Below are 23,751 nucleotides of genomic sequence, written 5' to 3'. Positions count from 1 at the left end.
GTTAATTGAAATATGAGTTATCTATCATTCAAAAAAGACCAACTAATTAATCTTGAATACTCTCTGGATAGAGAGTTTCTCGGTACGAACCGCGGTGGAGGTTACTGCTCCTCTACTCTCGTATTTTGCAATACCCGTAAATACCACGGGCTACTGGTAGTGCCTATTGAAAAGTTCAGAGGCAAGAACTACGTGATGCTTTCCTCCTTAGACGAAAGTATCATTCAGCACGGACGCGATTTTAATTTCGGCGTTCATAAATACGAAGGCACCTATGAACCACGCGGGCATAAGTATATCGTAGATATTTCCTACGAAAAAGCATTTACCGTTACTTACCAAGTAGGTGGCGTACTGCTGAAAAAAGAAATCTTGATGATGCACAATGCTCCCCAAGTATTGATACGCTATACGCTACTAGAAGCCCATTCGGCTACCCTTTTGCGCCTAAACCCTCTCTTGGCTTTCCGCAATATCCATTCGCTTAGCAAGCAAAACCCCGTAGCCAACACCCAAGCTGAAGCGGTAGGCGGTGGCGTGCGTGTAAAACTATACCCAGAGTTTCCTTATCTCTATATGCAACTCAGTAAATCCGCTAATTTTGGCGGTGGGGCTTATTGGAACAACAACATCTATTACACCAAGGAAAAAGAGCGTGGTTATGACTACCAAGAAGACCTCCTCAGCGTAGGAGCTTTCGAAGTGAGCCTCAAAAAAGGAGAAAGTATCGTCTTCTCAGCCAGCTTAGAGGAAGCTAATCCTAAAAACCTCGCTAAGGACTTTACCAAGTACCTCAAAGAACGCGCCGACCGCAATTCGTTTGAAGAATGCTTGCAGTACGCCGCCTCTCAGTTTATTATTCACAAGGCAGGCGAAACCCGCATCAAAGCAGGTTATCACTGGTTCGACAGCAATATGCGCGACACTTTTATTGCCTTGCCAGGTATTGCTTTATCGGGCAGTACAGCCAAGATATTTGAAGACGTGCTCACCTCTACTCAAAAATACTTCTACGAAGGGCTTTTTGCTAAGGAAATCAGTACACACAATATACACCCTGAGTATGATGCCGACACCTCTCTGTGGTTCTTCTGGACGCTTCAACAGTACGAAAAGGAAACTATTAAGAGTAAGAAACAACTTTGGAAGGAGTATGGCGATACGCTCAAAAGTATCTTAAACTCGTACAAGCAAGGTTCTCATAAGAATATCCGTATGGAAGCTAACGGACTTATATGGAGTGATGACCTTACACGTCCGCTCACGTGGTTTGATGCGCAAGGCGATTACGGCGCTATCGTGCCACGCAACGGTTATGTAGTAGAAGTGAATGCCCTCTGGTATAATGCTGTATGTTACGCGCTTGCCTTAGCAGAAGAAGCGAAAGACAAGGCTTTCTTAGGCGAGTGGTTTACGCTACCTGAAACCATCGAAAAGAGCTTTGTAGAGACTTTTTGGATAGACGACAAGAAATACCTTGCCGACTATGCCAACCGCACGAATAAAAACATAGATGTACGACCCAATCAGCTCATCGTTTGTGCGCTTGACTATGCTCCCATAAACGAGAAAACCAAGAAGAGAGTATTGGACATTGTCACCCAAGAGTTGCTCACCCCTCGCGGGTTGCGCAGTTTATCTCCTCAAAGCCCCCGTTATGAAGGCGTGAGTGTAGGCAATGTATATGTGCGCGACAAAGCCTCTTTCAACGGGTCAGCACACCCTTGGTTTATTGGGTTCTATGTTGAGGCTTATCTGAAAATCTTTGGAGAGCAATACCTACCAGAAGCACAAGCTATCTTGGAAAATTTTGAAGAAGAGCTCAACGAACACGGCGTATGTACTATATCGGATATTTACGACGGCAATCCACCATTCCACTCACGCGGTTGTATTGCCAAAGCTAAGAATGTAGCTGAGATATTACGTGCTCAATGGCTACTGAGCCAAATGCCTGCAACACTTTGAGAAAGTTATTTTAATATGATAAGAAATATTTTAATATTATTGATATGTGTCTTGTGCTGTTCTTGCCTTAGTAAAGAAAGTGATTACACCAATAATGGAGTTAAAGAAGTACAAAAAGTGACACTTACAATTACAGGAGAAATGGGAGAAGCCTTTAGTTGGCCTGAAGTGAAATTCGAATGTTTTAAAGCACTAATAGGTAATAAAGAACTTTGTTTTGGCAACGACCAAATAAAAGGTATTACCCTTGAAAAAGGTTATAAATATCAGTTGAAAGTCAAGAGAATCATCTATGACTACCCTATTCAAGATGGTAATCTGCCCGATGATTATGAGTTAATCAGCATCATCTCAAAACAAAAATTAGAATAACGCTCTTCTTGCTCCCTGCGTGGGAGGGGATTGGGGAAGGAATAAATAAAAGCATATGAAGAAAGCAAGAGTATTAATGTTTGGATGGGAATTTCCCCCTCATATCAGTGGGGGATTAGGAACAGCCTGCTTGGGTATAGCCCAAGGATTGGCTAAAAACGGCGTAAAAGTGCTGTTTGTGATGCCAAAAGCCTCCGGTGATGAGGACGGTAACGTGGCTAAGATTATCAACGCTAGCGATGTAGAGATGTTGCAAAACGCTGAAAAGATTGAAGATTTCTGGAAACACATCAATTTTATGGAGATAGGCTCGAACCTCGTGCCTTACCTCGACCCCGAAACCTTCGCCCGCGAACGTGATGCTTACCTCAAAGAAGGTGAACACCGCGAGCGCATTTCGTATCATAACAAATTTCAGTTTTCGGGCAAATACGGAGCAAATCTGATGGAGGAGGTCTACCGCTACGCCTTAGTAGCAGGAACTGTTGCAAAACGCTATGAGTTCGACGTGATTCACGCTCACGATTGGCTTACATATAGCGCGGGTATCATCGCCAAAAAGATTTCCGGCAAACCCCTTATCGTACACGTGCACGCTACCGAATACGACCGTGGGGGCGAGTATAACCGCAATACTCTGGTATACGACATCGAAAAACGCGGTATGGAAGCTGCCGATAGAGTAGTAACCGTGAGCAACTGGACCCGCAATATCGTCATTGAAAAATACGGTATCCCTGCCGAGAAAGTGATTACTGTACACAATGCAGTAGACTTTAAAGCCGAAACCGACGCCAAAGAAGAACGCGGTATTAAGGATAAAATCGTTACTTTCTTAGGGCGTATCACCTTGCAAAAAGGTCCCGAATATTTCGTCGAGGCAGCTGCAAAAGTGATGAAGCGTATGCCTAACGTACGCTTTGTAATGGCAGGTAGTGGCGAGAAGATGAACCCCTTAGTGCGCCGTGTTGCACAATTGGGATTAGGAACCCGCTTCCACTTCACAGGTTTCCTCAGGGGTAACGACGTACAGCGTATGTTCCAATACAGCGATGTGTATGTGATGCCCTCAGTATCCGAGCCTTTTGGAATTTCTCCTTTGGAAGCAATGCGCTCAGGAGTACCTACTATCATCTCCAAACAATCGGGAGTAGCTGAGGTACTGAACCACGCTATCAAAGTAGACTATTGGGATATCAACGCCCTTGCCGATGCTATTTATGGCATTTTGGCTTACCCTACACTCGCTCACTATATGCAGCGAGAAGGTTACGACGAGGTAAACCAACTGAAATGGGAAAAAGCTTCCTTGAAACTCAAAAACATTTACGAATCTTTAATATAAAATAACCAACGATGAAAAAGTCAATTTGTATCTATTTCCAAATCCATCACCCCGAACGTCTTAGAAAGTATCAATTCTTCGACATCGGCAAGAAACATAATTACTTCGATAATTACGCCAATCGCTCTGAGCTTGAAGATTTGGCTGAGCATTGCTATCTACCTGCTAACGCCTTGCTCTTGGAGCTTATCAATAAATACAAAGGCAAGTTCAAAGTAGCTTTTTCTATCACAGGAAGTGCTATCGACCAGCTCGAAATGCACACTCCTGAGGTGATACGCTCTTTCCAAGAACTCGCCCAAACCGGTAGTGTAGAATTTTTGGCAGAGACTTATTCCCACTCTTTGGCTTCGCTTTCCGATGATACCGATGAGTTCGAACAACAAGTAAAACGCCATACTACGGCTATCAAACAGCTCTTTGGCAAGAAGCCTGTAACTTTTCGCAACACCTCTCTCATCTATTCAGATGCCATAGGCGAACGCGTCGCAAAACTCGGTTTCAAGACAATGCTCACCGATGGAGCTAAGCACGTATTGGGTTGGAAGAGTCCAAACTTTGTCTATAAAAACGCTATCGACGAAAACCTCAACCTTTTGCTCAAAAACAGCAAACTCAGTGATGATATCGCCATACGCTTTTCCGATAGAAATTGGAGTGAATACCCTCTCACTTCCGAAAAGTATATCAGTTGGGTGAAAAACAGCTTACAAGATAGCGAGGTGCTCAACCTCTTTATGAACTACGAAGTGATAGGTTATTACAACAATGCTCAAAGTGGCATTTTCGACTTCTTGCGCTATTTCATCACCTATATGATGGAAGACGACAACTATCAGTTCTTGTTACCGAAGGAAGTAGCCAAAAAGCACCCTGTCAAAGATGTCTTGCCTGTACCCTACCCTATTTCGTGGACAGACGAAGAGCGCGATACCACCTCTTGGCTGGGTAACGAGTTGCAAAAAGAAGCCTTCCGAGAGCTCTTTAAGATACAACCAGAAGTAAGAAAGAAAAAGAACGCCGACCTGATAGACGATTATACTCGTCTGCAAGCCAGTGAGCACTTCTATTTTATGCGCACTAAGCTCTTTTCAGGTGCCGACTATCACAAGTATCGCCTGCCCTACGACTCGCCTTACGAAGCCTTCATCAACTATATGAATGTGCTCAGCGATTTTATCGAAAGATGTAAGCCACACGAGCAAGAAGAGGTGCAAACTACACAAGTAACAAAGAAAAAGAGGCAGACAAGGAAAAAGTGAAAAGTCACTTTTCAGTCCCCTTCTCCCCCTATTTAAGAGAAGTCAGCCAGCTGGCGTAGCTGAGTATGTGAAATTAGGGAGAGGTTATCCTCTTTTGAGAAACGCTATCCCTTGAAACCTATGCCCTATGGCGTGTTTCCTAAGGAGTAAAAGAAAGTTTAATAATAATTTAAAAGCAGACAAGATGAAAAATGTAAAAACAAGGAAAGACAATTTCTTTGAAGAGATTGTCGCTGAAGAACTGAAAGAACTGTCTGGAACCAACAAAGTTGCCGAGACGAACCCCGACGAGATGCCCACAGGACATCTAAGTAGCGAAGAGTTTCTCTACACCACTCCTTTTAACGAGAAAAACTCACAGCTCGCCAAGAATACCGACAACGACTTAGTAGAAAACATTATTTACACTCCTTAAATAAAAAGCCCCTCGCTCACGCGAGGGGCTTTTTTGCTCTTTCTCAAATTTGCTATTTTGCTATTTTGTACTACCTTTGCAAAAAAGAAGAATACAATGCGTTTTTTGAGTTATATCATAGCCTTTTTCACTCACCCCATCTGGTTCCCTATCTACGGAGCTATGGTGGTGCTTTTTAATATCCCTTTTCCTCTCCCGGTAGAGCAAATGAAGTTTACGTGGCTATTATTACTAATAGTTACCATTGCTATCCCTACACTCATCTACCTCATCTTGTTTGTAGTAGGCTGGTTGCAGAACCCTTTTATCATTCCATTAGAAAAACAAAAATGGCTTTTGTACGGCTATATAGCAATGCTCTTAGGGGTAGCTTTCGGCATCACCCCTATCGACCCCTATCCTATCCTCTACTTCTATGTGATGAACTTAGCCATCAGCTGTTTTATAATTTTGTTTTTACATTTTCTGCGATTGCAAGTCAATATGTTTGCTATGGGAATGGGGGCGCTTACTACCTTCTCAGTATTGCTCAGTATTGCCGTAGAAAAAGATATGACCTATATAGTAGCCTTTTTCTTATTCCTCAGCGGAGCCTGTATTTCAGCACAAGCTTACCTCAACCAGAAGTCCTTATGGCTAATGTTTTTAAGTTGGCTCATTGGGGTTTTACCACAGCTCTCGCTACTGTTATTGTTCAGAAATCTAATTTTCGCAATGTAGCAAATTAGCCATTTAAGCCTTTAAACAAATTATTCCTATTATTCATTGGCTAACAATTACCTAAGTAGCACCATTCGCCCCATTAATAATTTACATATTATTCAGGGATTCCCACCCCACTGCTCCCCATTTACTAATTTTCTAATTTCCTAATTCTCTAATTTTTCTTCCCCTTTCCCGTCACCACATTCCCCCTCACTGAGGGGGCTAGGGGGAGGTTTCTTTTGATTTTCCGTCATACTCCCCCCTATTACCTATGCCCTAAGCCTCCACACCACCCCATTTTCTCATTTTCTAATTTGCTAATTCCCTAATTATCCCTTCTCCTTCTCGTCATACTCCCTCCTAGTGCCTATGGCCTATGGCCTATCACCTATTCCCTTTTCTTTCGCCTCGAAATCCCGTTTTTACCGTTTTTAGCCTTGTTGTATGATATTATTATTCAATTATTTATATACCCTTTCTATACCAATCGTCCATCATTCGTTCATCATTCCTATATCCTTTCTATATCCTAACTCCACCCTCCTTACACCCTTTTTCCGTCAAAACTTCTTCCAGCTCTCTTCCGAACTTTTCCGTTTTCTTCCGAATCCTCCAATACCTCCTCTAAACTGTCCGATTCGTCTGAAAAGTCCGCCCCGCCCATTCCCCTTGGTGGTATTATTGGCATTTCTGGTATTATTAGCTTTTACCTCATTTTCTCATTTTCTAATTTCCTCATTCTCTAATTCTCTAATTCCCTAATCTAACAACATTTTTTACCAAAAAAGTGATTTTGGAACGATTTTAGCTGTATCTTTTCCTATAAAGAAATAATCAGTTATTTTTATGAAACGCTTTTTATTTGCAAGCATCGCCTGCTCCCTGCTCCTATTGGGTTGTAACAATAGCAACAATAAAAACGGAGAAACTTACCTCCCCCCTTCAGTAGGGCAAATCAACACCCTCGCCGTGGTCATCGATAACGACCTCTGGGAAGGCGCCGTAGGCGATACCATTCGCCGTTACTTCGCCGCTCCTATCGATGGGCTACCTACCGAAGAACCCATCTTTTCGTTACATCAAGTACCCCCACAAGTATTTGAAGGCAACACCCGTAACAGTCGCAATGTGCTCATTGTGCATCGCGGTAATAAAAACGAAGCAACTATCAGCGACGATGTATACGCAAAACCACAAGTAGTATGCGAAGTACAAGGCAAACAAGTGCGCGATATAGCCTGCAAAGTCGAAGAATTTCACGACCAGTTTATCCTTGCGTTCAAGAACAACGACCTCAAAGAAACACGTCATCGTTTTAACAATGCCCTTAGCAAAGACAATCAAGTAGAACAAACCTTAGGCTTCAAATTCGTGATGCCCGCCGTGTACAAAGTGAGAAAATACGGCGACAATTTCTTCTGGATAGAACGCCCTATCAAAGGCGGTAGAGCAAGTATTATCCTCTACGAAATGCCTTTGGGAAGTATCCCTGCCGATGAAGAAGGGCGTGCTAAAACCATCGTAAAGATGCGCGATTCCATAGGCAAAAAATATATTCCAGGCCCCAAAGAAGGTATGTATATGGTTACCGAAACCTATTTAGCTCCCAGCATCAGCGAAACGAAGATAAAAGGACGAAAAACCATTGAAAGCAAAGGCTTGTGGGAAGTAAAAGATTTCGCCCTTGGAGGTCCCTATATCAATTATATTATTGAAGACAAAGCCCATAACCGTCTGGTAGTAGCCGAAGGTTTTTTATATGCCCCAGGCGTTGCCAAACGCGATATGCTCTTCGAACTCGAAGCCATTATCAAGTCGATAGAATTTAGTCGTTAGAAAAAGATTGTCAATTTAAAAAAGTTTTGTAATTTTGCACTATTATATTTCTTTGTTCAGAATTGTCCGACAAGTTTGGCAATTCCGACACACCTAATCACTAATAACTAACAACTAAAATCTAATAACTATGCTAAGTATATTTTTAGGGGTAGTAGGTCCCTGGCAAGTAGTCATCATTGTAGCCCTTATATTATTGCTCTTTGGAGGCAAGAAGATTCCCGAATTAATGCGCGGTTTGGGCACAGGTATTCGCGAGTTCAAAGATGCTACTAAAGACCCTAACGAAAAGAAACCCGAAAACACTGAGAAATCAGAAATTGAGATGTCAAAATAATTTCATATATTTTGCACTCTGAAAATTAATGCATTACGAGATTATTTAATGAACAAAACCTCTTAGTGTTTACTGAACGCTTTAAAACAGACTTAGATTGCGAAGAATATTTAGCTTCTTTAAAATGGGAAGATGGATATTGCTGTCGCAAATGTGGTCATAAAAAATATCAAGTCAGAAAAGATTTTTATGGATTTGATACAGAAAGACCTACTGCAGGAACACTATTTTATGCAAAAAGTCCGTGAAGCTATGAAATCCATTGAATTGCACAAAATGAATGATAGCGTTTAGGTTGATAAAATTACCATAGGAGGAAAAAAAAGAAGGGAAACAGCACAAGTTACTACTGACGAATGGAAAGGATATAAACCTATAAAAGACTTTCATATAACTCAAATTCCTTAGTATCTAACTAAACAGGCACCTCAGTAATTTTTTTACTTAAAAAAATCGCAACTTTGCAATATAATAAATCACAAGAAATGAAAAATAGTAGTATCTCCCTATGTTACAAAATAGGGTATTACATTAGTCTTTTTGGAGTGGCAACTATTCTACTTTGGATAGGCGCATTCAAGTTTACGCATGCTGAGGCAGAGGGAATTAAATCCTTGGTAGAACAAAGTTTCCTGCTATCATGGCTTTATAAAATTCTAAGTTTGCAAGGAGTTTCCAATCTCATAGGTGTAATAGAGATAGCTATAGCAGTAGCACTGATAATAGGGATATTCTCTCCGATAGTGCGTAAATTAGCCTTTGTAGGTTGTACAATTACTTTTCTTATTACTTTGAGTTTTCTTTTTACTTCTGCTAAAACCTATTACTATATAGAAGGAGTTCCCGTTACTGATTTCTTTATTTTAAAAGATATTCCTATGTTAGGCTTTGGAATGATAAGTATGAACAAGCCTAAGTAGCTTCCTTAAAATGGAAAGAAGGATATTGCTGTAGCAAATGTGGTCATAAAAAATATCAAGTCAGAAAAGATTTTTTATGGATTTGATACAGAAAGTCCTACTGACTATTTTATGCAAAAAGTCCGCGAAGCTAAAGATTCTGCCCTTGCTGAACTCCAACAACGTGCTGCCCAAAAAGGTGCTAATGCGATCGTTGGCATCGACCTCGATTATGAAACCGTAGGCGCTAACGGCGGTATGCTAATGGTTACTGTTAGCGGCACTGCCGTAGTTATCTAATTAGCAAATTCACAAATTGACAAATTGGCTCATCAACAAACTAACTTCTTGGTATAAAGTTGCGCAAAGGTCTTTGCCTTGGCGTGGCACTGCTAATCCCTATAAGGTGTGGCTCTCCGAAGTGATTTTACAGCAAACGCGCGTAGTGCAAGGTCTGCCTTACTACCAGCGTTTTATCAGTCGGTACCCTACCATCACCGATTTAGCCAATGCCCCCGAAGAAGAAGTGCTCAAACTATGGCAGGGCTTAGGCTATTACTCGCGTGCTAAGAATCTACACCACACAGCGCAATATATCGCTACTGAATTGGGAGGTGTCTTCCCCAAAACCTATAAAGAACTTGTAAAACTCAAAGGTATAGGCGATTATACCGCAAGTGCCATAGCTTCCTTTTGTTATAACGAACCTTGCGCCGTAGTCGATGGTAATGTATACCGTGTGCTCTCTCGTCTTTTTGGTGTTGCAACACCTATTAACAGTACACAAGGTGCCAAAGAGTTCAAAGCATTAGCTTACGAATGTTTAGACAAGCACAATCCCGGCACTTATAACCAAGCCCTAATGGAGTTCGGTGCCTTGCAGTGCACTCCCCAGAGTCCCGATTGTGCAAATTGTGTATTACGTGACCACTGTTGGGCTTTTCATCATCAGCAAGTGGACGTCCTGCCTGTAAAAATCAAGAAAATCACTATCAAAAAACGCTATTTCAACTATCTCGTATGGCTCAATCCTTACGGACAAACCCTTTTGCAAAAGCGCAAAGGCAAAGATATCTGGCACGGACTCTATGAGTTCCCTCTACTCGAAACTCACGCTCCTGCTACTACCGAAGAAATAGCCTCTATCTTACCTTCCGCTACCGTGAGTTTGTACAACGAAATGCCTGTAATCCACAAACTCACTCACCAGCATATTTATACTTCTTTTTGGATAGTTACCACCACCGAACTCCTTGATAATAGCATACTTATCACCGACATACACAGCTATCCCGTATCAGCTCTCACTGCAAATTTCATTACCAAATTTTGGTAGTTTTAAAATTTTGTCGTACTTTTGGAGAATATTTAGATTATCAACTTTATATTTATATATATCAATGAACGGAACTTTAAATAAAGTTATTCTCATAGGTCGTATGGGAGATGTTGTAAAGCTTACCTATTTCAGCGAAGGTAACTGCATTGGTCAGTTCCCCTTAGCCACTGACGATGAGTATACCAATCGCGCTACCAACGAGCGCATTAGCAGTACCGAATGGCATACTGTCATCGTACGCAACAAGCTGGCAGAACTCGTAGAGAAATACACTCACAAAGGCGACCTTATTTATGTCGAAGGGCGCATCAAAACACGTAAATGGCAAACGGAAGACGGCGTGATGCGCCAAACAACTGAAATCCACGCTTCCGATGTAACTTTCCTACCAAATCCTAAACGTGATGGGCAACCTAAACCAGCTCTTAAAACAGCTGAACCTAAGGCTCCTGAACCGCCCGTAAGCACAGAGCCTCCTTTCTAAATGTGTAACGAAATAATAATATTTTGGAAACAGAACCTTTGTCGGTACTCTCATTAATGCCTTTCTTAAACATCGATTTGAGTATCGTTATTCAATTTGCAGTGTTTATACTATTATTATTCTGCTCTGCTCTTATCTCAGGAGCTGAGGTAGCTCTCTTTTCGCTTACTCCTGCTGAGATTGAAACACTCAAAGAAGAAAAAACGCCTACCGGCAATATTATAGCCAAACTCGCAGAGAATCCTAAAAAGCTATTGGCAACGGTACTTATTGCCAATAACTTGGTAAACATCTCTATCGTACTCCTCTTTGTAGATTTAGGCGACTTCCTCTTCGGAGAAATTACAACTCCTTGGGTACGGGCAGTACTCGATGTGGGTGTGGTTACCTTTGTGCTTTTGCTCTGCGGTGAAATCCTGCCTAAAATCTACGCCAATCGCAACAATATTTTGTTTTCACAGCGCATAGCTTACTTCATCTATTCCCTCGACACCTTCTTTACGCCCATCAGTATGCCGATGAAAAACTTTACCGTATGGATACAAAAAAAATTGGGCAAACAGAAAAGTAATATTTCAGTAGGGCAACTCTCGCAAGCCTTAGAACTCGCCTCCGAAGAAGATACCACCAACGAGGAAAAGAAGATATTAGAGGGCATTGTTTCTTTTGGTAATACCGAAACCCGAGAAGTAATGGTACCCCGTGTAGACATCTTTGCTCTCAGCGAAGAGCTCTCATATCAGGAGTTGCTAAACGAAATAGTGGCGATAGGCTATTCGCGCATTCCCGTATACCACGAGAATTTAGATCATATCACAGGGGTAATTTACATCAAAGACCTATTGCCACATTTAGACAAAACTGATTTCGACTGGAATAGTGTGAAACGCAATGCTTTCTTCGTTCCCGAAAACAAGAAATTAGACGATTTGTTGAGCGAGTTTCAAGAGAAGAAGATACACCTCGCTGTTGTAGTAGATGAATACGGTGGTACTTGTGGAGTGATTACCTTAGAGGATATCATAGAAGAGATTGTGGGAAATATCAACGATGAGTTTGACGATGAAGATGTAACACACTCCAAAATCAATGATAATGTCTTTATTTTTGAAGGAAAAACGGTATTGAAGGACTTCTATCGCATTCTTGAATTTACCGATGAAGAAGAGGCTCTATTTGACGAAAATCGCGGTGATGCCGAAACGCTTGCAGGCTTTCTCTTGGAGATTTCGGGCAACTTCCCTCAGAAAGGAACTCCTATTCTCTTTGGTAACTATAAATTCATTGTAGAGGCTTTTGACAAAAAACGCATCAAGCAAATCAAAATCATCAGAACGAACAATCCCCAATAAATACATATGAAATATTCTAAAATAATTGACACTATATACCAATCTGTTTTATCTGCTGATAATTTAGGTAAAGTTCCTACTTATATCCCAGAATTGGCACAAGTGAACCCCGATAAGTTTGGGGTATATTTTTATAGCCTCAACAAACAATCGTATGGGATTGGTGATTGCGATGAAAAGTTTTCAGCACAGAGTATTTCTAAGGTATTAGCCCTTTCGTTGGCATATAGTATTATAGGCGACCAACTATGGCGACGTGTAGATGTAGAACCTTCGGGCACTTCATTCAATTCATTAATACAGTTAGAAGCCGACAACGGTATTCCACGTAACCCTCTTATCAATTCAGGGGCTATTGTAGTTTGTGATATTCTCCTCTCTATCTTAGAAGATGCTGAAGCCGATTTCTTAACTTTTGTAAGAGAATTAGCTAATGATGATAGTATAAATTACTCTATATTAGTAGCCGAATCGGAGAAATCAGTAGGATACCGCAATTTTGCCTTATGTTATTATATCAAATCATTAGGGAACATAGAGAATGACCCTATTGAGGTACTCAATTTCTACTTTAAGCTCTGTTCATTAGAGCTTACTTGCAAATCGATGGCATATATCTTCTCGTTTCTTGCCAACGATGGTATTCGTATGCACGATAGAGTTCAAATCCTTACTGAAACTTGTACTAAACGGGTAAACGCTTTGATGCAAACGTGCGGTTTCTATGATGAGTCGGGGGAGTTTGCTTTTAAGGTAGGACTACCAGGTAAAAGCGGTGTAGGAGGCGGTATTGTAGCCCTTTTGCCTAATCATTATAGCATTGCGGTATGGAGTCCGAAACTTAATAACAAAGGCAATTCATATAGAGGAATGAAGTTCTTAGAAGAGTTTACCGCACAAACACATACTTCTATTTTTTAGTAATAAATAATATGTCAAAACATTATTTCAGTACCTTTATCAAATACTTTTTTCAGGGGATTCTTATCATAGGTCCGCTGAGCGCTACTATCTGGATTATTTGGTCGATTTTCAAGAGTGTAGATAACCTTGTGCCTGATATTTCAAAGGCTTACCCTGGGTTAGTTTTTGCTTTGGTTTTACTTGGTACTGCTATTATTGGTTTCATTGGTAGCCGACTGATTTTAGGGAAACTGTTCGTGGGACTATTAGATTATTTAGTAGCCCATATTCCCGGTGTAAAGGTTATTTATTCTTCTATTAAAGATATTTTAGCTTCTTTTGTAGGTGACAAACGAAAGCTTACTAATCCGGTATGGGTAAAAGTGAATGAAACGCCCGAAATATGGCGCATTGGGTTCCTTACCCAACCTTCTATGGATTTTGCTGAACTCAGCGAAATGGTAAGTGTTTATCTTCCGCATTCATATGCTATTTCTGGTTGGGTGATTGTTACTTCCAAAGATAACATAAAGCCTGCTGAAGGTTTCTCTTCCCAAAAAGCAATGGAGTTTGCCCTCAGTGGCGGAATCCTTTCTAATACCAATAATACCAGTAATGCCAATAATACTGGTAATAAATAGTGATTTTATATAGTAGTTTATTCTTCGTTTAAGCTATTAACATTGTGGTATTAATTACATTTTTCTTCTTCGCAGTGGCAATTATCGGTGTCTATTTCAAAAGTGCTGTGGGTAATCCCTTCGTGTGAGAGCTTGTGCTTTAACTCGGCTTTAATATTCATAAATTCTTTAAGCGTAATACACTCTTTTAGTACAATATGAGCCGTGAGAGCGTTCTGTGAGCTACTGAGCGCCCAAATATGCAAGTGATGTACGCTTTCTATCATTGGGTGCTCTTCTATAAGGTGCTGTATATGCTCCTTATCGATGTCGTGAGGCACTCCATCTAAGATGAGTTTTACACTTTCTTTGAGCAATCCCCAAGTGGAGAACAGAATCACAATACCTACCATAAAACTACTGATAGGGTCGGCTAAGTTCCAACCGGTAAAATATACTATTGCCCCTGAGATAATTACCCCTACCGATACCAAAGCATCGAGCATTAGGTGCAGAAAAGCTCCTTTGACATTGATATCTGTCTTCTGTCCTTTGTAGAATAGGAATGCTGAAACTGCATTGATTATTACTCCTATAAAAGCTGTAAGCATAATTGCTGAACCTACCATTTCGGGCGGATTAGCAAGACGCTCGAAGGCTTCGATAAAGATTTTTATCACAATATACATCAGTAGTACCGCATTGATGAGCGATGCGAGAATAGATGCCTTTTTGTAGCCATAGGTATAGAGCTGAGTAGCGGTGCGATGGGTGAGTTTCATACCGATAAGTGAAATCACTAAACTGGCAACATCGCTTAAATTATGACTTGCATCGGAGATAAGTGCTAAGGAATCGACGCGAAAGCCTACTACAAACTCAATTATTGTGTAAAGCAGATTCAACCCAATGCCTATGTAGAAGGCACGATTGAGAGTACTGAGGTCGGTTACGGTGTGGTGATGGTGGTCGTGACCGTGGTGATGATGGTCGTGACCGAGGTGTGAATGTTCCATAATAATATTTTTTAGATAAAGGTAAAAGGTGCGAGCCGTACAAGTAGGTAAAAGGTAACAAGCGATGCAAAGGTACGAATTATTTTGTAATAAGGGTGATTATAAAGTAAAAGATAAAAGGTAAAGCCAGTAAAACTGGCTTTACCTTTCTTGTTGTTACTCACTTTAAAGGATAAATTCCTTAGTGGTAACATTGGCAGGACGGTCGGTGGCTGTTACTATTACCTTATCGCCGGTAAGAGAAGCGTTTACCACAGTGGTGGTATACACCCACTTACCTTCTTGGAAGGTAGCATTCCCCTCTTCTACAAGTGTAGCATCGTGGTCGGTGATTTTCACTTTCACGCCTGTTACTTTAAAAGTGTCGGACACTTGTACGACAATCTTTTCTCCGGTAACGGAACCTGTATAGTTTGAGGTATCTACCGCGTCAATCACAGGAGCTTTAAGATAATCGGCAATTGCCATATTATAGGGGGTGGTACCTGGACGCTTTTTAGCTTCCTCGGCATAGCTTTGCTTAAGTGCACTATTTTGCAAAGCGCTTTTTGCATAGAAAGCTGCTCGGGCAAACCTTTGCTGATGTAGCTGTTGTGCTTGGCTTGCTTTCTGAGAGCGAACGGGGGCTTTCCCTACGATGGTTTGTCCTGCGCGTTGGCGGAATACGATTTGGCGAGCTAACATACCGCTCAATCCTTCGGTTACTACATTATTTCTACTTTTTGCCATAATGATTGATTTTTTAGATAAGAGGTCAAGAACTAAAAGATGGAAGGCGTCGACTTTATATTTACCTTTTGTCTTTCGGCTTTTCTCTTATCAAGTTTTTACGGTGCAAAATTCTGGCGATAATTTTTTATGGGCAAATTCTTATGCAAGGATTGTAGGATTTTAGGACAAGGGTTGTGCGTTTGAGGTACAAGGCTAAGAATTGAAAAAATGAGAGTAACACAGTAAATACAAGAAAAAAAAGTCGCTAAGCGAGATGCTTAGCGACTTTTTTATTATCAAAATTAAAATCTAAAAAACGTCCTTGATGTGTTTCATACTGTTGGCAATACTGCCTTTGGCTTCTGCAAAGTCGCCTTGACCTATCTTCTTGATGATGTTGGTCGCAAAGCCTTTCATCTGTTCAAAAGTGATATGAGGAGGCATCGCTAAGGTATCGCGATTGGTGTAGATATTCACCAAAGTAGGTCCGTCGTGCTCGAAAGCTGCTTTTACGGTAGCTTCGAGGTCTTCGGTTTTGCGCACTTCATAACCTTTGATGTTCATCAGGTCGGCGAGTTTGTCGAAAGGTGGGTTTACCATATTGGTTTGCCAATCGAGGTAGCCCGATACTTCCATTTCGAGTTTCACCATTGCGAGCGAACGGTTGTTGAACACAAATATTTTCACAGGGTATTGGTATTGCATCAGGGTAGCCAAATCGCCCAAGAGCATTGATAGACCGCCGTCGCCACACATTGCTACCACTTGTCTGCCTTTGGAGGAAGCTGCTGCGCCAATTGCCATTGGGAGGGCGTTTGCCATAGAACCGTGGTTGAAAGAACCGGTGAGATAACGTTTACCCGTACCTTTGATAAAGCGCGCTGCCCACACTACATTCATACCCGTATCGACGGTGAAAATAGCATCGTTGGCGGCGTATTTATCTAAGAGTTTAGCTGCATATTCGGGGTCTATTTGGTTCTCTTCGGTTTTCTTTTTGGTGTAATCGTCTAATGATTTTTCGAGTTCCAAATACTCTTTGTGAATGTCTTTGAGGAAACTATCGTCGGTGCGAGGGGTGAGTTTAGGCAATAAGGCGGTAATCGTATCCTTCACATCGCCTGCAAAGCCGTAATCTACTTTGGCACGACGACCAATGATATCGGGGCGTTCATCTATTTGGATAATAGTGCTTTTCTTAGGCAAGAACTCCGCATAAGGGAAGTCGGTGCCGAGCATTACGAGCACATCGGCTTTGGCGCAAGCATCATAACCTGAACGGTGTCCGAGCAAGCCGTTCATTCCCGCTATATAAGGGCTATCGGTGCGGTCGAAGAATATTTTGCCACGGAAAGAAGCCACGATAGGCGCTTTAAGGGTTTCGGCAAGCTGTTCTACTTCTTTCACCGCATACTGACAACCGTGACCGCAGTAAAGGGCTATTTTCTTGTTTTTAGCGTCGTTTAGTACGGCTGATAATTTGTCGAGTTCACTATCGGAAGGGCGTACCACAGGTTTTGCTAAGAAGGTTTGTGTAGCAGTAGGTACCTCTTCGAGGTCGGCACCTGCTACATCACCTGGGAGTCCCAACACCGCCACGCCTTTCTCGTTGATAGCCGTTTGTATGGCGCGTTGCATCATTGTGGTGAACTGTTTTGGGGTATTGGCTACATATACGTATTTACTGCAATCTTGAAACAGCAAGAAGGGGTTGGTTTCTTGGAACCAGTGGGTACCAAATTTATGGGTAGCGCAGGTGCTGGCAATGGCAATCACAGGGTTGCCTGAGCGGTTGGCGTCGTAGAGTCCGTTGATAAGGTGTACGTGTCCAGGACCTGAACTCCCCATACAACAGCCTATGCCGTTTAGTTCGGCGTCCATAGAGGCTGCATAAGCTGCTGATTCCTCGTGGCGGACGTGTATCCACTCAAGGCGACCATCGCGACGGATGGCGTCGTTCACAGGGTTGAGGCTATCGCCGGTAATGGCATAAACTCTTTTTACGCCTGCTTGTACTAACATTTCGACCAATTGGTCGGATACATTTTTACTCATATGTTTTATTATTAATGGTTTTTTGTATGCAAAAATAATACCAATTAATACTTTTTTGAGTCGCACGGGCGAGAGAAATGAGAGAAATGAGAGAATTAGCCAATTCGTTATTTTTAATCAACTCTTACTATACAATAGTGAAAAGCTATTTTAGTTTCCTCATTTGTCAATTCGTGCCATTTCTCTATCTGATAGTCTTTTGACAATGAAAATTCTGGGCACTTTTTTTTCGTCTTGCCATCTTTAAGAGTTAATGTACCTATATGATGCTTCTGAGCCTCCATAGTAAATTCTTCTGAAATACCTTTATCTCCCTTTGTATAAGTTTTATTATTCGTTAGAAATATACAAAGTCCACCTTTAACTTTCTCAAAACTTTCTTTTAGGAATTCTAAACGAGCTACATCTTTCCAAAAATCATATTTACTCATAGGTATGCGAGACTGGTCTTTTAATGAAACACAATTTATTTCACCAAATCGCTCAAATTTTATAGTTGCTCTTTGAGTTTTATATTTGAGTTCTATAAGATAAAAAAGACCTTCTTTCTCTATCACAATATCAATGTTGATATTTTCTTTGTTAGCAAATGGATATTCTCTTTTTTTTAAAAAGTTTAAAGGCACAACATACTCTAAGTGAACTTTATAACCTTTTATATGTGTTAGGAATAGGGATAAGCTCATTTGAAAATCCCATTCATTAAGGAATACTCTCCCTTCTTCTTTTAGTTCTTTATCTAAAAACTCTTTTATATCTTCTTCTATTTGTTGTAAAGTATTCATATTCAATATTTTTTACAATTATTTAAATAGCTTATTTTGTGCTACAAAAGTAATATATTTTTATAATATTTCCAAATCTTTTTTACTAAAGACTAATAACAATTACAAAAACACTTTTGAATGAATTAGCGCAGCAAACAAACTTCGGGGTCATAGAAAATTTGATACAACTATTCCAATAAAAAAATGAATCTATCTGAAGAATTCTGTTTATAGGGGCGTTTGCAAACGCCCCTATAATGTAACTAAATGCAATTGATTATCAAGGTAATCAACTTTGCCAAAGGTCGTAGCACGACGGGCGATTAACTTTGGCAAAGTTTGAGATGAAAAAGCGACGCATTGAGACTGTTAGGTGTATTCGGAAGAAAACGGAGGAGTTCGGAAGATAGCTGAGAGAAGTTTTGGTGAAAAAAGGGTGTAAGATGGGTGGGGTTAGCTTATAGAGAGCTTATAGGAAGCTTATACGAATCTTGGACGATTGGTATAGAAAGGGTATATAAGTAGTTGATAGATAGTATAATACAACAATGCAAAAAATGATAAAAAGAGGGTTTCGAGGCGAAAGAAAGAGGAAGAGGCACTAGGCCTTAGGCCATAGGCACTAGGGGATAACATTCCCCCTATCACATACTCCGCTATCGCGGACTTCCATTCAAAGGGGGAATGTAGCGACGGAAAGAAGAAGCTATCGGGGGAGGGGTCGGAGAGGCTCAAAAGGGGAGAACCAAAGACAAAGATGGCTATATTAACTTTGCCAAAGGTGCGAGTCGCACAGGCAGTCGTAGCACGACGGACGATTAACTTTGGCAAAGTGTAGCGACGCAAATGCTATTTTGAGACCTTTTCGGACAGCTTCTTTTTCACCATTCATTTTATCTTTCACTTTTCTCTTTTAACTGGTTCAGTGCGCTTCCTGCCTTAAACCAACCTATTTGCTGAGCATTGTAGGTATGGTTGCAGGTAATCACATCTTTACTGCCGTCTTTATGTACAAATTCCAAATGTAATGGAGTGCCAGGCGCAAAGGCGGTGAGATCGAGGAAGTTGATTACATCGTCTTCTTGAATCTTATCGTAATCGGCTTCATTAGCAAAGGTAAGGGCAAGCATTCCTTGTTTTTTAAGGTTGGTTTCGTGAATGCGCGCAAACGATTTTACCAATACCGCTCGTACGCCCAAATGACGAGGTTCCATAGCAGCGTGCTCACGTGAAGAGCCCTCGCCATAGTTGTGGTCGCCTACTACAATAGAAGGGATACCCGCAGCTTTATAGGCGCGCTGTACTTTAGGCACTTCGTCGTATTCGCCTGTAAGTTGGTTTTTCACAGAGTTGGTTTTACCGTTGAAAGCATTTACCGCCCCTATGAGCATATTGTTAGAAATATTGTCCAAATGTCCGCGGAAACGCAACCAAGCTCCTGCCATCGAAATATGGTCGGTGGTGCATTTGCCTTGCGCTTTGATGAGGAGTTTAGCCCCTGTGATATTCTCACCGTCCCAAGGAGTGAAAGGCGTGAGCAGTTGCAAACGGTTAGAGGTAGGCGATACCACTACCTCGATATTGCTACCATCTTCGGCGGGAGCCTGATAGCCAGGGTCATCAACCGCAAAACCTTTAGAAGGCAATTCATCACCATAAGGAGGATCGAGTTTTACCGCTTCACCTTTGTCGTTTAGCAAGGTATCGGTGATAGGGTTGAAGTCTAACCTACCGGCAATTGCCAAAGCCGCTACCATTTCGGGGGAAGTGACAAAAGCGTGCGTATTAGGGTTCCCGTCGGCGCGCTTAGAGAAGTTGCGGTTGAAGGAATGGACAATCGTATTTTTCTCTTGTTTCTCAGCGCCTTCTCTGTCCCACTGACCAATGCAGGGACCACAAGCATTGGTAAACACACGGGTGCCCAACTGCTCAAAAGCGTCTATGATGCCATCGCGTTCGGTAGTATAGCGTATTTGTTCAGAGCCTGGGTTGATACCAAAGGAAGCTTTAGGGGTAATTCTCTTTTCTAAGGCTTGTTTTACCACCGAAACCGCGCGGGTGAGGTCTTCGTAAGACGAGTTAGTACACGAACCGATGAGCCCCCATTGCACCTCCAAGGGCCAATCGTTGGCACGGGCTACCTCCTTCATCTTGGATACAGGAGTACCTCTATCGGGGGTGAAAGGCCCGTTGATATAAGGCTCTAAGGTAGAGAGGTCTATCTCGATGAGTTGGTCGAAATACTTTTCGGGGTCGGCATAGACTTCGGGGTCGGCAGTGAGGTAAGGCGCAATCGCATCGGCAGCGAGGGCTACTTCTTCGCGCCCAGTGGCGAGCAAATAGCGACGCATCGCCTCATCATAGCCAAAAGTAGAGGTAGTAGCCCCTATTTCGGCACCCATATTACAAATAGTACCCTTCCCCGTACACGAAAGCGATTTAGCACCCTCGCCAAAGTATTCTACAATAGCACCCGTACCCCCTTTTACGGTGAGTATATCGGCGACTTTAAGAATCACGTCTTTTGGGGCAGTCCAACCGCTGAGTTTACCCGTGAGTTTTACGCCTATGAGCTTAGGGAATTTCAGTTCCCACGGCATTCCTGCCATCACATCTACGGCATCGGCACCGCCTACGCCAATGGCGAGCATTCCTAATCCTCCAGCATTCACCGTATGCGAATCGGTGCCTATCATCATTCCGCCAGGGAAAGCGTAGTTTTCCAAGACTATTTGGTGAATAATCCCTGCGCCAGGTTTCCAGAAACCAATACCATATTTGTTGGATACCGAAGAGAGGAAATCGAATACTTCTTTAGACTGTTCGGTAGCCACTTTCAGGTCGGTTGCCGCGCCTTCTTTGGCTTGGATAAGGTGGTCACAGTGCACGGTGGTGGGGACAGCCACTTTGCTTTTGCCCGCTTGCATAAACTGCAAGAGCGCCATTTGAGCGGTCGCATCTTGACAAGCGATGCGGTCGGGAGCGAAATCTACATAGTCTTTCCCACGCTCAAAAGCACGTGAAGGAGTGCCGTCCCACAAGTGGGTATACAATATTTTTTCAGCAAGGGTAAGGGGTCGTCCTACCACTTGTCGGGCTTTGTCTACGCGCTCAGGAAATTGGGCGTAGACCTTCTTTATCATTTCAATATCAAAAATCATAATATCTTTTTTAGTGTTTTACTTCCTTGCATTACTGTTGCTACTTTGGTGAAATCGGGGTGGTAATAACCTGCTAAATCTACCGGTGTGCCTTGTATGCGGGTCAGCTCTTCCACGATAGTCGCTTCGTTGTCTTTTAGGGCTTTGGCGATAGGAGCAAACTCTTTGGCAAGTGCGCTGTCTTGAGTTTGTGTCGCTAAAGCTTCTGCCCAATAGAGCGCCAAATAGAAGTGACTTCCGCGATTGTCGAGCGTGCCTACTTTGGCTTGTGGCGATTTATCGTTGTTCAACAGCTTACTCGTTGCCTCATCGAGGGTTTGGGCTAAGATTGAGGCTTTGGGGTTCTTGTGTTTTTGCGCAAAATGCTCTAACGAAGCTCCTAAGGCGAGAAATTCTCCTAAGGAATCCCATTGAAGATGATTTTCGGCAAGAAACTGTTCGGTTAATTTAGGTGCTGAGCCCCCTGCACCCGTTTCAAAGAGTCCGCCACCGTTCATCAAAGGGACGATAGAGAGCACTTTGGCACTGGTGCCTAATTCTAAGATAGGGAACAAATCGGTGAGGTAATCGCGCAACACATTGCCGGTTACTGAAATGGTATCTTTGCCCTTGCGAGTACGCTCTAAGGTGAAGAGCATCGCCGTTTCGGGCGACATTATACGGATATCTACCCCCTCGGTATCGTGGGTTGCCAAATAGTGTTTTACTTTTTTGATGAGTTGCGCATCGTGAGCGCGGTGCTCGTCCAACCAAAAAACCGCTGGCGTTTTGCTGAGGCGTGCGCGTGTTACCGCTAATTTCACCCAATCTTGCACTGGGGTATCTTTTGTAGTGCACATACGCCAAATATCACCTTTTTCTACCTTGTGCGATAAGTACACTTTACCATCGGCGCCTACCACTTGTACACGTCCGCTATGAGGGATTTCGAAAGTCTTGTCGTGCGAGCCGTATTCCTCAGCTTTTTGTGCCATTAAGCCCACATTGGCAACACTTCCCATCGTAGCAGGATTGAACGCCCCGTGTTTCTTACAGAAGTCAATCACCACTTGGTAGATACGCGCATAAGTGCTATCGGGCAGTACCGCCAAAGTATCTTGTGCCTCCCCTTTGGCATTCCACATTTTACCCCCATTGCGAATCATTGCCGGCATAGAAGCATCTACAATCACGTCGTTAGGGAAATGCAAGTTGGTAATCCCCTTATCAGAATTCACCATTGCCAAGGCTGCTGCTCGTGTAAGTGCTCCCTCGATATCGTGCTTTAAAGGTTCTTGTTCTTCAACAGGTAATTGTGCTATTTTCGCCAGAATATCCGAAAGACCATTGCGTGCATTCACCCCTAAGGCTTTCAGTTCACGTGGGTGTTTTTGGAACAAATTAGCAAAGTACGTTTCAACCGCATAGCCAAAGAGAATGGGATCAGAAATCTTCATCATCGTGGCTTTCAGGTGCAAAGAGAGGAGTACGCCCTTGTCTTTCGCTTCGACAAAGGCTTTTTTATAGAATTTGCAAAGTGCCTCTTTGCTCATAAAAGTAGCATCTATCACTTCGCCCGCTTGCAAAGGAAGTCCGGCTTTGAGCACCTGCATTTCGTGTTTAGGGCTTACCAACTCTATGCGCACCACATCGGCTTTTTTGAGGGTTACTGATTGCTCGTTGTGGTAGAAATCGCCCGCTTGCATCGTAGCGACTTCCGTGAGACTCTCAGCACTCCACGCTCCCATTGAATGCGGGTGCGTTTGAGCGTATTGTTTTACCGATTTAGGTGCGCGCCTATCGGAATTACCCTCGCGCAAGACAGGGTTCACCGCACTGCCTTTCACCTTGTCATACCGCTGTTTGATAGCTGTTTCGGCTTCATTGGCAGGATTTTCAGGGTAATCGGGGAGCGCATAGCCTTGTGATTGCAATTCGGCAATAGCCGCTTTCAGTTGGGGTACCGAAGCACTGATATTAGGCAACTTGATGATATTGGCTTCTGGACGTGTTGCCAACGCCCCCAATTCGCTGAGGGCATCAGGCACCCGTTGTTCTGCTGTGAGAAAATCGGGGAAAGAGGCTAAAATACGCCCTGCCAATGAGATATCTTTGGCTTCAAAGTTGATACCCGAAGAGGCGCAAAAGCGTTTGATGATAGGCAATAGCGAATGCGTAGCTAAATAGGGCGACTCATCGGTAATGGTATAGATAATATTTTTCAT

Annotated in this window: 20 protein-coding genes and 2 pseudogenes; 16 read left to right on the top strand and 6 right to left on the bottom strand. The window is 42.4% G+C overall.

The window, feature by feature from the left end; translation table 11 throughout:
* The first annotated feature begins 12 nt into the window (after positions 1-12).
* From HW279_RS04440 to HW279_RS04365, 16 genes and pseudogenes are all read left to right on the top strand, one after another.
* Positions 13-1,968 carry a glycogen debranching enzyme N-terminal domain-containing protein gene (locus HW279_RS04440; RefSeq protein WP_178958123.1) on the top strand — a complete coding sequence of 652 codons (1,956 nt, stop codon included), beginning with the start codon at positions 13-15 and terminating at the stop codon, positions 1,966-1,968.
* A gap of 15 nt (positions 1,969-1,983) precedes the next feature.
* Positions 1,984-2,340: a DUF4377 domain-containing protein gene (locus HW279_RS04435; protein WP_009420546.1), complete on the top strand. Its 357-nt coding sequence runs from the start codon at positions 1,984-1,986 to the stop codon at positions 2,338-2,340.
* Positions 2,341-2,395: 55 nt separating this feature from the next.
* Entirely contained in the window at positions 2,396-3,685 is a 1,290-nt protein-coding gene (locus tag HW279_RS04430; protein ID WP_178958122.1) for a glycosyltransferase family 4 protein, read from the top strand.
* An 11-nt stretch (positions 3,686-3,696) separates the two neighbouring features.
* The gene (locus tag HW279_RS04425) at positions 3,697-4,947 is read left to right on the top strand and encodes a glycoside hydrolase family 57 protein (RefSeq protein WP_178958121.1); all 1,251 of its coding nucleotides are present in this window, start codon (positions 3,697-3,699) and stop codon (positions 4,945-4,947) included.
* A gap of 184 nt (positions 4,948-5,131) precedes the next feature.
* Complete coding sequence (locus HW279_RS04420; RefSeq protein ID WP_002675780.1) at positions 5,132-5,362, top strand: hypothetical protein; 231 nt, start codon at positions 5,132-5,134, stop codon at positions 5,360-5,362.
* Positions 5,363-5,458: 96 nt separating this feature from the next.
* Complete coding sequence (locus HW279_RS04415; RefSeq protein WP_009411522.1) at positions 5,459-6,082, top strand: hypothetical protein; 624 nt, start codon at positions 5,459-5,461, stop codon at positions 6,080-6,082.
* A gap of 831 nt (positions 6,083-6,913) precedes the next feature.
* A complete protein-coding gene (locus tag HW279_RS04410) occupies positions 6,914-7,903 on the top strand; it encodes a DUF4837 family protein (protein ID WP_178958120.1) in 990 nt (329 codons plus the stop codon).
* Between the two features lie 130 nt (positions 7,904-8,033).
* A complete protein-coding gene (locus HW279_RS04405; protein ID WP_178958119.1) occupies positions 8,034-8,240 on the top strand; it encodes a twin-arginine translocase TatA/TatE family subunit in 207 nt (68 codons plus the stop codon).
* Between the two features lie 32 nt (positions 8,241-8,272).
* Positions 8,273-8,473: pseudogene (locus HW279_RS11040) on the top strand (IS1595 family transposase); the annotation flags it as partial.
* Between the two features lie 252 nt (positions 8,474-8,725).
* Positions 8,726-9,160 carry a DUF417 family protein gene (locus tag HW279_RS04395; RefSeq protein WP_106096079.1) on the top strand — a complete coding sequence of 145 codons (435 nt, stop codon included), beginning with the start codon at positions 8,726-8,728 and terminating at the stop codon, positions 9,158-9,160.
* A 135-nt stretch (positions 9,161-9,295) separates the two neighbouring features.
* A pseudogene (locus HW279_RS04390) lies at positions 9,296-9,439 on the top strand (heavy metal-binding domain-containing protein); the annotation flags it as partial.
* A 16-nt stretch (positions 9,440-9,455) separates the two neighbouring features.
* Positions 9,456-10,475: an A/G-specific adenine glycosylase gene (gene mutY, locus HW279_RS04385; RefSeq protein WP_178958118.1), complete on the top strand. Its 1,020-nt coding sequence runs from the start codon at positions 9,456-9,458 to the stop codon at positions 10,473-10,475.
* A 64-nt stretch (positions 10,476-10,539) separates the two neighbouring features.
* On the top strand, positions 10,540-10,962 hold the full coding sequence (locus HW279_RS04380; protein ID WP_002674608.1) for a single-stranded DNA-binding protein: 423 nt from the start codon (positions 10,540-10,542) through the stop codon (positions 10,960-10,962).
* A gap of 56 nt (positions 10,963-11,018) precedes the next feature.
* A complete protein-coding gene (gene gldE / locus HW279_RS04375) occupies positions 11,019-12,314 on the top strand; it encodes a gliding motility-associated protein GldE (protein WP_178959028.1) in 1,296 nt (431 codons plus the stop codon).
* A gap of 6 nt (positions 12,315-12,320) precedes the next feature.
* On the top strand, positions 12,321-13,235 hold the full coding sequence (locus HW279_RS04370; protein ID WP_048745610.1) for a glutaminase: 915 nt from the start codon (positions 12,321-12,323) through the stop codon (positions 13,233-13,235).
* An 11-nt stretch (positions 13,236-13,246) separates the two neighbouring features.
* Positions 13,247-13,858, top strand: coding sequence for a DUF502 domain-containing protein (locus tag HW279_RS04365; RefSeq protein WP_048745609.1), 612 nt, complete (start codon positions 13,247-13,249; stop codon positions 13,856-13,858).
* A 50-nt stretch (positions 13,859-13,908) separates the two neighbouring features.
* Here HW279_RS04365 and HW279_RS04360 read toward each other — a convergent pair whose 3' ends face one another.
* From HW279_RS04360 to HW279_RS04335, 6 genes are all read right to left on the bottom strand, one after another.
* On the bottom strand, positions 13,909-14,853 hold the full coding sequence (locus tag HW279_RS04360) for a cation diffusion facilitator family transporter (protein WP_178958117.1): 945 nt from the start codon (positions 14,851-14,853) through the stop codon (positions 13,909-13,911).
* A 165-nt stretch (positions 14,854-15,018) separates the two neighbouring features.
* Positions 15,019-15,582 (bottom strand): hypothetical protein, encoded by a 564-nt coding sequence (locus HW279_RS04355; RefSeq protein ID WP_009418197.1) that lies wholly within the window; start codon positions 15,580-15,582, stop codon positions 15,019-15,021.
* Positions 15,583-15,873: 291 nt separating this feature from the next.
* Positions 15,874-17,619 carry a thiamine pyrophosphate-dependent enzyme gene (locus tag HW279_RS04350; protein ID WP_178958116.1) on the bottom strand — a complete coding sequence of 582 codons (1,746 nt, stop codon included), beginning with the start codon at positions 17,617-17,619 and terminating at the stop codon, positions 15,874-15,876.
* A gap of 113 nt (positions 17,620-17,732) precedes the next feature.
* The gene (locus tag HW279_RS04345; RefSeq protein ID WP_178958115.1) at positions 17,733-18,404 is read right to left on the bottom strand and encodes a hypothetical protein; all 672 of its coding nucleotides are present in this window, start codon (positions 18,402-18,404) and stop codon (positions 17,733-17,735) included.
* A gap of 875 nt (positions 18,405-19,279) precedes the next feature.
* A complete protein-coding gene (locus HW279_RS04340; protein ID WP_178958114.1) occupies positions 19,280-21,547 on the bottom strand; it encodes an aconitate hydratase in 2,268 nt (755 codons plus the stop codon).
* On the bottom strand, positions 21,544-23,751 hold the full coding sequence (locus tag HW279_RS04335) for an NADP-dependent isocitrate dehydrogenase (RefSeq protein ID WP_178958113.1): 2,208 nt from the start codon (positions 23,749-23,751) through the stop codon (positions 21,544-21,546). The genes HW279_RS04340 and HW279_RS04335 overlap by 4 nt, the downstream gene beginning before the upstream one ends.

Origin of the sequence: Capnocytophaga sp. oral taxon 903, from assembly GCF_013394785.1 — a bacterium.
Lineage (GTDB): Bacteria > Bacteroidota > Bacteroidia > Flavobacteriales > Flavobacteriaceae > Capnocytophaga > Capnocytophaga ochracea.
This window is presented reverse-complemented; position numbering and strand designations above follow the sequence as displayed.

Coding starts and splice junctions, on each gene's coding strand:
- HW279_RS04350 (WP_178958116.1), bottom strand. CDS start 17,619: ATGAGTAAAAATGTATCCGACCAATTGGTCGAAATGTTAGTACAAGCA.
- gldE (WP_178959028.1), top strand. CDS start 11,019: ATGCCTTTCTTAAACATCGATTTGAGTATCGTTATTCAATTTGCAGTG.
- HW279_RS04365 (WP_048745609.1), top strand. CDS start 13,247: ATGTCAAAACATTATTTCAGTACCTTTATCAAATACTTTTTTCAGGGG.
- HW279_RS04395 (WP_106096079.1), top strand. CDS start 8,726: ATGAAAAATAGTAGTATCTCCCTATGTTACAAAATAGGGTATTACATT.
- HW279_RS04425 (WP_178958121.1), top strand. CDS start 3,697: ATGAAAAAGTCAATTTGTATCTATTTCCAAATCCATCACCCCGAACGT.
- HW279_RS04355 (WP_009418197.1), bottom strand. CDS start 15,582: ATGGCAAAAAGTAGAAATAATGTAGTAACCGAAGGATTGAGCGGTATG.
- HW279_RS04370 (WP_048745610.1), top strand. CDS start 12,321: ATGAAATATTCTAAAATAATTGACACTATATACCAATCTGTTTTATCT.
- HW279_RS04415 (WP_009411522.1), top strand. CDS start 5,459: ATGCGTTTTTTGAGTTATATCATAGCCTTTTTCACTCACCCCATCTGG.
- HW279_RS04440 (WP_178958123.1), top strand. CDS start 13: ATGAGTTATCTATCATTCAAAAAAGACCAACTAATTAATCTTGAATAC.
- HW279_RS04380 (WP_002674608.1), top strand. CDS start 10,540: ATGAACGGAACTTTAAATAAAGTTATTCTCATAGGTCGTATGGGAGAT.
- HW279_RS04420 (WP_002675780.1), top strand. CDS start 5,132: ATGAAAAATGTAAAAACAAGGAAAGACAATTTCTTTGAAGAGATTGTC.
- HW279_RS04360 (WP_178958117.1), bottom strand. CDS start 14,853: ATGGAACATTCACACCTCGGTCACGACCATCATCACCACGGTCACGAC.
- HW279_RS04335 (WP_178958113.1), bottom strand. CDS start 23,751: ATGAAAAATATTATCTATACCATTACCGATGAGTCGCCCTATTTAGCT.
- HW279_RS04410 (WP_178958120.1), top strand. CDS start 6,914: ATGAAACGCTTTTTATTTGCAAGCATCGCCTGCTCCCTGCTCCTATTG.
- HW279_RS04340 (WP_178958114.1), bottom strand. CDS start 21,547: ATGATTTTTGATATTGAAATGATAAAGAAGGTCTACGCCCAATTTCCT.
- HW279_RS04345 (WP_178958115.1), bottom strand. CDS start 18,404: ATGAATACTTTACAACAAATAGAAGAAGATATAAAAGAGTTTTTAGAT.
- HW279_RS04435 (WP_009420546.1), top strand. CDS start 1,984: ATGATAAGAAATATTTTAATATTATTGATATGTGTCTTGTGCTGTTCT.
- HW279_RS04430 (WP_178958122.1), top strand. CDS start 2,396: ATGAAGAAAGCAAGAGTATTAATGTTTGGATGGGAATTTCCCCCTCAT.
- HW279_RS04405 (WP_178958119.1), top strand. CDS start 8,034: ATGCTAAGTATATTTTTAGGGGTAGTAGGTCCCTGGCAAGTAGTCATC.